Annotated in this window: 10 protein-coding genes and 1 pseudogene; 4 read left to right on the top strand and 7 right to left on the bottom strand. The window is 39.5% G+C overall.

Going from position 1 to position 12865, the window contains the following annotated elements:
- Positions 1-16: 16 nt before the first annotated feature.
- The 3 genes from HRQ85_RS23555 (at position 17) to HRQ85_RS23545 (ending at position 3076) form a co-directional block, all read left to right on the top strand.
- Positions 17-1119 (top strand): IS3 family transposase gene (locus HRQ85_RS23555; RefSeq protein WP_172380720.1). Its coding sequence is split into 2 segments (ribosomal slippage): positions 17-218 and positions 218-1119, totalling 1104 coding nucleotides; the frame shifts between segments, so codons are not numbered across the junction.
- Between the two features lie 1180 nt (positions 1120-2299).
- Entirely contained in the window at positions 2300-2482 is a 183-nt protein-coding gene (locus tag HRQ85_RS23550; protein WP_172380719.1) for a hypothetical protein, read from the top strand.
- A gap of 204 nt (positions 2483-2686) precedes the next feature.
- A complete protein-coding gene (locus HRQ85_RS23545) occupies positions 2687-3076 on the top strand; it encodes a hypothetical protein (protein ID WP_172380718.1) in 390 nt (129 codons plus the stop codon).
- Positions 3077-4071: 995 nt separating this feature from the next.
- Here HRQ85_RS23545 and HRQ85_RS23540 read toward each other — a convergent pair.
- From HRQ85_RS23540 to HRQ85_RS23515, 6 genes and pseudogenes are all read right to left on the bottom strand, one after another.
- Positions 4072-5979 (bottom strand): methyl-accepting chemotaxis protein, encoded by a 1908-nt coding sequence (locus HRQ85_RS23540; RefSeq protein ID WP_172380717.1) that lies wholly within the window; start codon positions 5977-5979, stop codon positions 4072-4074.
- Positions 5980-6428: 449 nt separating this feature from the next.
- Entirely contained in the window at positions 6429-7289 is an 861-nt protein-coding gene (locus HRQ85_RS23535) for an Ig-like domain-containing protein (protein ID WP_172380716.1), read from the bottom strand.
- A gap of 11 nt (positions 7290-7300) precedes the next feature.
- Positions 7301-8296 carry an OmpA family protein gene (locus tag HRQ85_RS23530; RefSeq protein ID WP_172380715.1) on the bottom strand — a complete coding sequence of 332 codons (996 nt, stop codon included), beginning with the start codon at positions 8294-8296 and terminating at the stop codon, positions 7301-7303.
- 174 nt (positions 8297-8470) lie between these two features.
- On the bottom strand, positions 8471-8980 hold the full coding sequence (locus HRQ85_RS23525; RefSeq protein WP_172380714.1) for a hypothetical protein: 510 nt from the start codon (positions 8978-8980) through the stop codon (positions 8471-8473).
- Between the two features lie 550 nt (positions 8981-9530).
- Positions 9531-10697, bottom strand: a pseudogene (locus HRQ85_RS23520) (IS3 family transposase).
- A 72-nt stretch (positions 10698-10769) separates the two neighbouring features.
- Positions 10770-11375 carry a TetR/AcrR family transcriptional regulator gene (locus tag HRQ85_RS23515; RefSeq protein WP_172380713.1) on the bottom strand — a complete coding sequence of 202 codons (606 nt, stop codon included), beginning with the start codon at positions 11373-11375 and terminating at the stop codon, positions 10770-10772.
- A 578-nt stretch (positions 11376-11953) separates the two neighbouring features.
- On the opposite strand from HRQ85_RS23515, the gene HRQ85_RS23510 reads away from it, so the two are divergent.
- Entirely contained in the window at positions 11954-12175 is a 222-nt protein-coding gene (locus HRQ85_RS23510) for a hypothetical protein (protein ID WP_172380712.1), read from the top strand.
- Between the two features lie 135 nt (positions 12176-12310).
- On the opposite strand, the gene HRQ85_RS23505 is transcribed toward HRQ85_RS23510, so the two are convergent.
- On the bottom strand, positions 12311-12865 hold a 555-nt coding region (locus HRQ85_RS23505), incomplete at its 5' end, for an IS3 family transposase (RefSeq protein WP_172380711.1).

Here is a 12865-nt window from a genome sequence, read left to right as displayed (position 1 = left end):
ACTAGATGCTGCAAGTTTGGTTCTTGATCAAGGGTACTCCATACCTGAAGCAGCTAACTCTATGGGCGTAGGTGAAACAGSTTTACGGCGATGGGTCGACCAACTCAAAGTTGAGCGAGGTGGGATGACTCCAACGACTAAAGCCCTCAYGCCTGAGCAAAAGAAAATCCAAGAGTTAGAAGCCCGGATTAACCGGCTAGAACGAGAAAAATCCATATTAAAAAAGGCCACCGCTCTCTTAATGTCGGACGAACTCGAACGTTCTCGTTAATAGACAAGTTGAGGGAGCATGAGTCGGTCAAAATGCTTTGCGAGCTGTTCAACGTAGCTTCGTCTTGTTATTACAAGTTTAAGCAACGCAAGCCGGATGCCAATCGTATTCGTCTAGCTAGCCAAATTAAAGAACTCTTCAACATGAGTCGAGGCTCTGCTGGCAGTCGTACTCTTGTCTCGATGCTGAGCGCAGAAGGCATAAAAGCCGGACGATTTAAGGTTCGCCAGATAATGCGTGAAGCTGATTTAATGAGTAAACAGCCAGGTTCGCATCGATATAGACATGCAAAAGTAGAGAGGTTAGACATTCCAAATCTACTGAAGCGTGAGTTTTCTGTGAGTACTCCGAATCGTGTTTGGTGTGGCGATATTACTTATATTTGGTCAGGTTCGAAGTGGACCTATTTAGCGGTAGTGCTTGACCTATTTAGCCGACGCGTTGTGGGGTGGTCTTTATCCGATAAGCCCGATACCGAATTAGTCTCTAAAGCTTTGGACATGGCCTGGGAGCAACGAGGATGTCCGAAGAACGTAATGTTCCATTCAGATCAAGGTTGCCAATATAGCAGCCGCAACTATCGCCAAAGACTTTGGCGATATCGTATAACTCAAAGCATGAGCCGTCGTGGTAATTGTTGGGACAACGCTCCCATGGAGCGGCTATTTAGAAGCTTGAAAACCGAGTGGATACCAGCAACAGGTTACCTGACACAAGCTCAAGCTAAGAAAGACATCAGCCATTACCTGATGAGTTACTACAATCGGCAACGGCCTCATCAAACAAATGATGGGCTGTCGCCAGTGAATGCCGAAAATCGGCTTAAGTCAGTGTCCGGAATTTGTTGACCACTACAGTATCTAATTAACAAACAAGTGAACCGAAGCACCTAACAAGCTTTGGAGCAGAAGTTTGCCCGTTATATTAATAAATAGGATATAACGGATTAGTTGAAATATGGGAGGTAACGCTCTAAAAAAGCCGCCACCTACCGCCTTAACCACTTAAGCTCACGCATCATCAAAATGTCACGTATTGCGAATTTCTCTTGAACATTTTGTATAGATAATAAGCACTCTAATCAGGTAAGGTGAGCCCCAGACTTTAGCTGCAACTAAAGCTCTTCTATCTGGTAGTTCGGTTGAACAATGACCTTTCAATTAAGAGATCGGTAACAAGTACGAACGTTAAATAGAACTCCAAGTACCACATTCAACTATCGCGCTCAGTGTCGCGCATTTTTCGAGGTTACAGTTCTTGTTAAGAAGTCAGTGTAATTTTCATGATACGCAGCCTGATTCGATTGAAAAGCAAGCATCTTTTAATGACCGTTTAAGGTGTTGTTCGCGAAACTTATAACTTCCTTGAAGGTCGAGATATGTTCTTCGGCATGATAAGCCGCTAGCTGAGGTCGTTATTGCAATTTGCCTCGGCCAATGGCCTATGCGCTTCAACAATACTGGTAGGTTCGTGACTGGCCAAATCGATATTAAAAACAGCAACATTTGGATAGAGAGCTTAAAAGACCGTCGAGACAGTTATTGCTAAGAATGCAAGTAGCTGAGAGTGAGTTTTTTGAAGTGTTAAAAGAGGTCATTGTTTCTGACGAACTTTATGTCGTTTTTACTCGTCATGTCTGTGTTTGTTCCCTAAGTCAATCAATGCAGAAAAGCTGTCAAATTTTAGATAAATCAGGGCTGTTGGTTGTAATAGTACTCTCGATATAATTCCACAAAGAAAACGGACGCTTAATCCAGATTGTTTGACTTTTGTGGTTAAATGCTCTTTGTGTTGGTAATTGGTTGGAGTAAATGATTGTTTTTTTCATTTTTGGCGGGTTTAAATAAAAAAGCACATGTTTTGTAACACTTTGATTTATAGCATAACCCAAAATACCATTTTTTTAAAAGTGGAAAATGGAAAATAAGATTTATATCATATCAATGTTTACACTGTCTTCGGTGTTTTTATTTGAATAAGTGTTTGTAAAAACACACGGTTAACAATGTACGCAAAAGAGAAACTACTATGAATAATTTAACTACAAAAGTAGCGTTTTACTCCGTAGGTTCACGCTTGTCTGGGTACCTTTATGCTGGGCTAACAATAAATGAAGAGAGTCGCTTTATTCGAATTTCTTCCGAAGGTGATAAGGGATACATTGATGTTATTTCTTTTAGCAACGAAACAGAAATGCTCCGCGGAGCATAATTAATGCGCAATGTTATTTCTCATAATCTTTGGTTCTTGCCGAAGAAATAAACAGTGAAAATGGTTTTTACGAGCGGTGTTGAGGTATCAGTAGCTACCTAATATGAACCGAAATTCTTATTTATTGGAAAAAGGTTTAATAGCAGTTGCACCGTACCTATAGATATGAAGAATTGAAATAATTTAGAGACGAGAAAGTCATAAATGAAGATTACCACCAAAGAACTTAACCAAATTCGCAAAGTGTATAAAGAGCATGAATCCCCAATCTTAGTCAATTTGTACAGTAAAATGATTGACGATATGAAGCCAAGAATTACAGAATCAATGATGTCCAGTACCCGTCTTATTCTAGAAGGAAATACGACTGAAGAGGCTTCCAGTGTACTCGGAGTATCTAAAGTGGCTGTCAGTCAATCAGCGATTAAGGGGCTTAATCGACTTGCTGAATTTTGGGAGGATATTGGGGGGATTTTGCCTGAAGAGCTTAAGAACTCCTTTAATATGCCGACCGCTAAACGTAATTTACGCGTATTGAACGAAGCAGCAGCTTGTTATCATAAACCAGAGCTGTCACTCAGTTGGGATAAGTGATAAAAATTTTTCAGCATATACTCTCTAAATAGAGAGTATATGCTGCTATTTAAATTTTCTATAAATTCCGTAATTATGCAATATTAATGCGGTGATTCTCAAATTTGACGCATTACTGTCTTATAGTAAGTGTCTGATGTATTATTTTTCCATATGCAATGGTTTAAAATGTAGAATAATTGCTTTTCTGCTTTTCTGCTTTTCTGCTTTTCTGCTTTTCTGCTTTTCTGCTTTTCTGCAAATTACAATCAAAATTTAGGTTATCTTAAAATGCTGATAATAATAGATAACGAACTAAATCACTTTCTCAATCATAGTTACAGCTTTTGGGAGTGTCGCTAGTAAAATATTGACTATCACCAAGAGCTTGAGAAAAATAGCTGTGATTTTTTGAAAGTAGATATGTTGAGTGTGCGGTTTGAAATGAAGTAATTAGCCTCTGTATGAGTCAAAAAATGAAGAACACATAAGTGTGGAGTTTAGTTATAGGTTCAAACTGTAACTGTAACTGTGTATGGGGTTGTTATGGGTTTAGGAATGAAAGTGGCTCAATGTGTGTCATTTATTGATACGCCACATTCTCGGATGCTAGAAGCTGTGGAGTAGTGAATTAGCAATTTATTAACAGTTTTAGTGGAAAACTTGTGAACGAAATGGATGGTTGCGAAAAATCGCTGTTTAGAGCTAATGATGACGAACTCAGCATTCAACTCGAAGCATTTTGTTCCCTGCGTTAGTATGGTTTGCCATACCAATCTTAGCGAGATGATCCGAAAAGTCGAGTGCAATCGAACATCGTACTTTATCTTAATGATTCAACTCTTCAATGTAGGTGTGTGGAATAACTGGGTGAGATAATGGTGTCTAAAAATTTGGGTACGGATCATTTTACGAGAAAGCTAAGCGTTACAACAAAAGCCGCCTATGTAGTACAAACCCCTATTATTTACCCACGGGCAAGAGATACTCTTAGCTATACCCGTGGGGAGTATTCGTTAGTTAAGTTTAAATTTACTTACAATGTTATTGAGTTCATTGTTTGCGTTAACCAGTTTTTCATTCTCGACGTCTGTGCTTGCACCAACCGTAGAAAGTTGTTCTACCATCTCACGAATAGCTGCCATGTTGCGTGTGATTTCATCAGCAACAGAGCTTTGTTCTTCGGCCGCCGCCGCGATTTGTATGTTTAGAGCATTGATATCCTGAATAGACTCGTTTATTGAGTTTAAATCTGTCGCTACACCATTACTTTTTTGGGCTGTATCTAAACAACTTGTTTTGGTCCGGTTCATAGCATCGACGGCGACAGAAACCCCATCTTTTAATTTACCTAGTGTGGCTTCAATTTCGGCTGTACTTGTTTGAGTTCTTGCTGCTAACGCCCGAACTTCGTCAGCAACAACTGCAAATCCACGTCCATGTTCTCCTGCTCTTGCAGCTTCGATGGCTGCGTTTAGTGCCAAAAGGTTAGTTTGGTCAGCAATCTCTCCAATCACTGTAAGTACGTTAGTGATTTCAGTCATATCATGCCCAAGGTTTGAGATGCTTGTTGAGGTCGTTTCGACTTCAGCAACCAGTTGTTCTACAACGGAGATTGTAGAACCCATCGCATATTGAGAAGCATTGGCCTGATTGCTAGTCTGTGACGTGAATTGGGCTGCATTAGATGTATTACCAGCAACATCTGTTGATGTTGCGCTCATTTCGTCAAGAGCGGTGACAATTTGCTCAGTTTCTTTGCGGTGTTCATCAAGAATACAACTGCTGTTTTGTGTCAGCGTATGAAGTTCAATAACACTTTCGGAAATTTCCTTATAAGAACTAGATACTTGTAACATCATGGTTTGAAGATTAGCTATAAAAGTATTGATACCTTGAGATATTTGGCCTAGGTCATCTTCCGAGACAATTGGTAAGCGTTTTGTCAAGTCGCCATTGCCTAGCGCTAAATCATGAACCATAGCTTTTAAAGCATTAATTGGAGCGTAAAGTTTATTCATGATGGCAATACATAAAATGACAGCGATAATTAACATAATGGTAGAACTGATAGCCGTGTCAATAAGCGCGTCATCGGCTGCCTTGTATGCTACAGATTTATCTACACCTACAAAAAGATACCATTTTTTCCCGGAAACCATTGGAATATCATGAATAAATGCAACTTTATCTATACCATCTAACGTATAATCAAATTCATGCTCACCTGCGAGCATTCTTGAATGGACGTCAGGCAACTTAATGTCTCGGAAAGTCATTCCGACTTTGAGAGCATGGGATGAAGACGCTAATGCATTGCCATTGTCATCCAAGATCACGGTAATAGCACCTGGGTAATTAACTGATTGTACCGTTTTTTCTAGAATGCTTAGTTCAATATCGCCAAGAAGAACGCCATTATCGATTGCTTTAACTATTGAAACTAAATTTTTTCCGGATGAGGCACTTTTGTAAACATCTGTGATATCAAGTTGTCCGTTAGCTTTTTTACCTTGTGCGTACCAAGGTCTTTTACGTGCATCGTATTTATCCACGATTGCGACGCCATTATTCCATGAAGAACTAGATATAGTTGAAAAAGAACGGCCATCATCAAGTGAAATTAGTACGGCAGAAAATTTAGATATGTCCTTTGTATATTCAGCCAATGATACATAATCTTGTTCGGGTTGATTTGGCTTATATTGCTTAGAAAGAGCACTAATAGACTCAGATTTGTTTCCGAACCATTTTTCTAACTTATTAGCTTCCACCTTTGCCGCTGCAGATGACTGATAATTAACGCTCTTAACAGTTTGCTCCTTAAGAAGGATATACGAGTAATAATTGCTAACTAATAAACATGTGACCATCAACACACTTACCGATAGTAATAATGTGTTTTTAAAACCCAACTTGTTCATATTTAATGAGACCCCACCGGAAGAATAATAAATTATATTGTTTTTGTATTTTGTATGAAGTTAAATGGATTGCTTGTGTTATGTGTACTTACTAAGTTCAATTGACGTAAAAATGTGACCTCACGCGCTTGTAAAGCAAAATTCTTTATTCAAGCCTTAATGAAATATCAATATCAATATCAATATCAATATCAATATCAATATCAACTTTCAGCACTGTCTAAAAGCCTCAGGAAGTCGTCAATAAAAAATGGCTCCGACTAATTTAAATTAACGACTTCCTGAGGTGTAGGATGCGTAGTTTGCTATTGACGTTATCATTGTAGAGATTGCACGTTGTAATAATTCGAGCCATCAGATGTCACTGCCCAATCGTTGTTGTTGGGCGCTCCAACCGTGTACGTTTGCTTCTCAGTAACCAACCCTAATCTAATGAAGTAAACGTAAGGCTAAGGCTCTGAGGTGCAGGATGCGTAGAGTGGCTGGAGCTCATCTTGGCTTTTGGTGTTACCAAGGCCGAGGTCAACGGTGTAGTTATGACCACCACCAACAGGTGTCATCGACCAATAGGAGTTGTAGGTCGGCCAACCGTTCTTGCTATATATATCGAACACCTCGCCGTGCGTATCGTATAGCTCCACTTTTAATTCATCTCTCGTTGCTAAGCGCCAATTAGTTCGCCCAGCGATACTTTGGGTGTTGTACAAAGCACACAATGCGTGTGCATTGTTCAAGTTGAATTGGTAGAAATCACCGTCTGGGCCGTAAGTCCCATCCTCAGTATAAGTCCCGTTAGTATAAGTACCGTTTGTTGCACTGCCACCAATACTATCTAAGTAAGCCACTGATGGTGAGTTAGTCAATAACTTACCGTTACCTGTATCGATGGTATCAATACATGAATCAGCGAGGTCACATACAGTCACATTCACTTGGTCACTGGTGATACCACCTTTGCTGGCAGTAAGTTCGGTCTCACCTTTAATACTACCAGTTAGTAAACCAGAAGCGGACACGTCTGCGATTGTTGGGTCTCCAACAATCTCCCACGTTACGGAATCACTGATGTCTGTCTCGCTTTCATCATCGTATTTAGCCATGGCTACTAACTGTTGCGTATGTTCTTCTAACACTAAAACGGGTGACGGTGTAACCGTGATTTCAATCACTGTTGCGTCTACCGGTGCTACTGTTGTGTCTACTGGTGACTGAGATTCAGAATTGAAAGTTCCTTCTGAATGACAGCCTGCTAACAGCATTGATAATGGAAAAATCACCATTGCAAATAGAGTTTTAAAATATTTATCCATAACAATACAGCCTACTCTTTAAATTGAAAACTAGGGATGGTGATCTTAACTCGACGATTTTTAGCCCGTCCCTTAGCAGTATTGTTGTCCGCAATAGGTTGAGACTCACCTTTACCTTGCCACTCAAGCTGTGTAGGTGCGACTCCCAATTCAATCAGCTTATTGACGACCGCTTGAGCACGACGCTCAGAAAGTTTTTGATTATAGAGCTCTGAGCCTGTTGAGTCAGTGTATCCAACAACAACAGCTTGAGATTGTGGGTAAGAGTTTAATACTGAAGAGACCTCTGCTAATTGGTCACGAAACTCTTGGTTGGGTTCAGTTGCATTAAAACTAAATAGCTCATCCGTAGTTTTTAATGAAAAGGTCTGCATTTGAGGAGCTGCCTTTGTAGTGACTGTCTTTTTTACTGGATTGTTTTCAATTATAGGAGTTGGCGCTGTTTTGACTAACGCTGGTTGAGTTGTGCTGTCAAACGTATAGGTAAGACTGAGCAACAACCCACTGCTATCATATTTTCCAGTATTTGACTTACCAATACTGTCAATGTATTGATAGCCCGTTGATAATTGGACGTTAGGGGTAAAGTTATAGTTAATCCCCACTTCACCGAGAGGAGAAAAGCCAGTGGCTTCGCTATTATTTGAAGAAAATTGCGTTTTTTCCATGTCCCAATAAGCAGTACCAAGTCGACCGTACAAGCTTAGATTATCTTGTAGGTACCAATCGTAACGGAGAGCACTTTCAATCAACCAACTTTTAACATTAACCGATGTGACGCCTGCCTTTAATTCGTCGTGATGTTGATAACCTATATCCCAACTCCAAGACGGAGTGAATTGTAATCCACTATATAGACCTAAGATTGTGCCCTCTGGATTTGAGTGATTGTAACTATCGTCTAGAGCCCATTGGTATCCGCCCTTTACGCCAATAAAAACCTGAGGGGAGCCCGTTGCGGCTAGTGCTGGAATACTAAATAAACTAACAAGTAATATTATTTTCATAATTTTCAGATAGATAGTGTTACTTTAAAGTGAGTGTTTTCATTTGTTTTTATGGACACCATGCATAAGGAACTCGTCGTCAGTACAAGCAGCATTAGATTATCAATTTAAGGGTAAACCTACCGGCACTTGAAAATAACACAGCAGCTATAGTAACAATGATGGTTGATACTCTTAGGCTAATAGATCCCAACGATTCAACCATTCTTCTAGTCTTTTCGATGAAATTGCTTGATGTACAAGGTCGTTAGCTGATTTTTGCTGTGTGTCGAAGCGCTGCATATGTTTGATATAATGGTTTTCCATGTTTTCTTTTGCCCATGCTGAAGGAACTATGTAAAATTTTGGCTCGAGCCCTTTTATATCAACAAATACCCATAGTTCATTTTTTCTTCTATTACTTTTGTCAAGTTCGGAACGTCGAATCGATAATTGCCAGTAATCGGATATTTTTGCTTTGATGAATACTTGTTTAGTCTTGCCGCATGAATATTCGAGTAAAAGTGTTTGTCTTCTTCCTCGTTTTTGATGTGTTACGGTGATTCTAGATTTATCTAGCTTAGCGACAAATGCATCTACGGCTTCGTTTTTTGTTTTGCCTTTTTTCCTTTTTATTTTCGTTTCCCATCCTTGAGAAAGAACAAGGTTTTCTATGAAAAAGCAATTTGATCTTGAATTTTTCATAATGTTGCTTCTATAGGCTAATAGTTAGTAGTTGCTTTAAATAAGTAATATGTTACTTACTTTTCATGCATTAATGACATCATGAGCAAAGCGAGTAGGTGATGAATGGAAGCTAAAGTGTTTTTTATGTGTTCTTCCTCAATGGTTTTATCGTAAATATAGTCACTAGTTACTTATTATTCGAGAACGATATCAGTTATTGAAATGCGGTTCAAGTTTTGTTTGATGTATCTATAACTAATCATTATTAAATGATATAACTTTAACGTTTAAGGGGTATTTTTATTTCACTCTTGCTTGGTGTGGACTAATGGTGATTGTGTAGGTATGAACATCACGGGGGGGGATTGTGGTCCGTTTTTGGTAAAGGTCTTCCGATCTAAATTAAAGGCGTTAACCATCATGTATTGCGCCAAAAGTTAGGGTATGTTTTCACGGAAGAAAACATTGAATCTGCTCTTATGAGTACTGAAGCACGAAACGCAAATTGTTTCTATAGAAAAACGGTTAGTTCTGATCTTCACCCGATAAAATGGACACCCTATTATCTTTAACCCGTCGCTACTTCATGTTCATGCGGGGTTCGATATCCAAGACTTGAGTGCAGTCTATAACGGTTATAAAAATGCTGGATATAACCGGCAAGTTTATCTCTAAGCTGCTTCTCACTTTTAAAACTATTTTTCCTAATTATGTCGCCTTTGAGCGTATGGAAGAACGACTCCACCTCCGCATTATCAGTGCAATGACCTGGACGATTCATATTTGGGACAATTCCATTTTTTGATAATAAAGCTTGAACTTCATGGGCTCGATATTCAGAGCCTCTGTCGGTATGAAACAATAAGCGTTCTTGTGGCTTTCGATTTCTAATGGCCATTCTCAACGAACTCATCGTTAGCTGTGTACTCTTCTTACTACCAAGCGCCCAACCGACGATTTTACGCGAGTAAAGGTCGATAACGACGGCTAGATACATCCAACGTTTACCTTGCTTTATATACGTTAGAACTCCAGACCATTGTTGATTAACTGCCGTTGGTTTTGGTGTGTCTTTTTTAGTATTCTTAATCGATTGATAGAACCGATGTAGCTTGGCCATTTTCATGTAAATGCGATAACTTCGCGCTCTTAGCCCTTGCTCTCTCATGATCCGAGCCACACGCTTGCGGCTAACCAAAACTCCTTGGCGCCTCAGTTCTGCATGAACTCGTGGGCTGCCGTAAGTCTCTCGACTCTGGGTAAACACTTTAATTATACGCTTCTTCAAAGCCTGCTCTTCTTGATCGTAGCGGCTTGGTTCTCTAATAACCCGACTTAGAAACAGATAGAAAACGGCACATCAATACAATGGAATAACGCGTTTTGTAATGGGCTATGAATCGGAATTTTGTCGATTTTCTTGGGCAACGAATCGTTGCCACTTTTTTAGCAAGTCATTCTCGAGCTTAAGTTGTTCGTTCTGACGTTCAAGTTCTGCAATCCGACTAGACTCAGTTTTCTGGCTCGGGAACTTAGTCCTTTTCTTACGTTTATCTTCCATAATAACCCCTTCTCTATAGTCCTTTCGCCATTTAGAAAGCATATAAGGGTGGATATCTAATGATAGCGCCACGCTTTTAACTGTAGCTCCTTCTCGAAGCGAAAGTCGGACAGCAGTTCCCTTAAATTCCGTAAGATATTGTTGAGTTTTTTTACCTGATTTATAACCTGGCATAATCACCTCCAATTACAATTGAAGGTGTTCACTAGATCGGGTCAACTACAGTTCTTGGTTTCACGAAGGTTGTTAGCTAAAGAAACTGTCTAGAACTTCTTTGATATTTTCATCAAGTTTATTCTTATTTTCTAGTGCTATTTGATGCAATGGATCGGTTGCCATCAACGTTAAACCAAGAACAAAGGACGTACATTCCATGTAAATACATTCGGTGCTTCTATCTTTGTTCCAGCCATCTTCTTTGGCTTCGTTGATCAGTTTTTTAATTAGACCTGAGTACCCTAACGCTAATTGAAAAAACTCGAGATCAGTTTTATCTATATGTCGAACTACATCAGGGTTTCTTATCAGTAAATGATGAGCTCGATTTTGTTTTGCCCATTCAATATGACTAATTGCGCATATCTTCAATTTTTCGAGAGATGACATATTTACATCACCTGAATTTTTGGAAGCGCTTTCAAACATACTTTTAAGTCCATCCTTAGCAATGGCTGCAAGCATGTCTCCTTTGGACTTGAAGTGTCTCATTGGCGCGGTATGCGTTACTCCAAGTTCTCGAGCAATAGATCGCAAACTCGTCGATTCAATGCCTTTTTCAGTAATTAGTTCAACAGCTTTGTTGATCAACGCTTCTCGTAAATTTCCGTGATGATACTCACTGCTCTTTCGCATTATTATCGTCTCTAAGTCAATCCGTAGTTAGCTAGGAAAATTGAGGTAAACATTCATTTTTTTGATAATGTTTACGATGTTTATCGTTTTTCCCTCAAGTTGCCGAAATCAAGAAATTTAGGCTTTTAATGCATGTTCTACCTCAAGTAACTCAATATAATCAATGCTTCACTAATGACTTATCTTGGCTGCTTACTTCATGTGAGCCAAGCAGATAACGATCACAAAGCTTTAGTTTTCTCCATTTGGAGTTTTTTTCGACGAATTTAAGCGAATTTTACTCTAAATGGTGGATTATCGATTCATGCACCTTTCAGAGGTATATGATAATTCTAGATTAAGGTTGCAAAAGAGCATCTTAAACAGAAAATTGATTTGCACATCGGCAGTAATGCTTCGTCCTTGAAAGAGAAAGCCCGTTCTTCGAATTATAAGTGGCTTTAACTCGCATGTGGAAAACACGTTAATATACTGAAAAATTTGGGAGGGGTACAAGTTTTTCAGTACAAGCTATGACGTCTCCGTACAACAGTTTAGGCCTTTGAGTTAAGTGAGTGTAACCACTAATGAGATGAACTATGACGAATAAGAAGAAACGTGTTATTTACACTCCTAAATTTGCAGTAAAAGCCGTTAAATTGACTGGGAGAGTCGGAGTGATAGAGGCTGTCAAATATTCTCTTTATATGAATACCAGATTTGAGGTTGGTGTAAAGACAGGTCAATCTACAACTCTTGGTGGGTATTTCATTAATCTGGTTGAAAACTGTGTAATGCTGATAGCTACTTATCAAAACTGAATGGCTTTCTAGGTGTGATTGCTAAAGCAGATCATATGGCTGAAGATTTCAATAAAATTTGAATTTCTGGCTCGGTTTATTTTATGTATCGAGCTGACGAAGAATGAGAATGCTGTGAAACTTGTTTTGTAGTGGTCAACAAATTCCGGACACTGACTTAAGCCGATTTTCGGCATTCACTGGCGACAGCCCATCATTTGTTTGATGAGGCCGTTGCCGATTGTAGTAACTCATCAGGTAATGGCTGATGTCTTTCTTAGCTTGAGCTTGTGTCAGGTAACCTGTTGCTGGTATCCACTCGGTTTTCAAGCTTCTAAATAGCCGCTCCATGGGAGCGTTGTCCCAACAATTACCACGACGGCTCATGCTTTGAGTTATACGATATCGCCAAAGTCTTTGGCGATAGTTGCGGCTGCTATATTGGCAACCTTGATCTGAATGGAACATTACGTTCTTCGGACATCCTCGTTGCTCCCAGGCCATGTCCAAAGCTTTAGAGACTAATTCGGTATCGGGCTTATCGGATAAAGACCACCCCACAACGCGTCGGCTAAATAGGTCAAGCACTACCGCTAAATAGGTCCACTTCGAACCTGACCAAATATAAGTAATATCGCCACACCAAACACGATTCGGAGTACTCACAGAAAACTCACGCTTCAGTAGATTTGGAATGTCTAACCTCTCTAC

It is taken from the genome of Vibrio sp. Vb339 (genome assembly GCF_902751245.1).
GTDB classification, from domain to species: domain Bacteria; phylum Pseudomonadota; class Gammaproteobacteria; order Enterobacterales; family Vibrionaceae; genus Vibrio; species Vibrio coralliirubri.
Note: the sequence above shows the minus strand (reverse complement) of the source record. Positions and strands in the feature narration are given on the sequence as shown.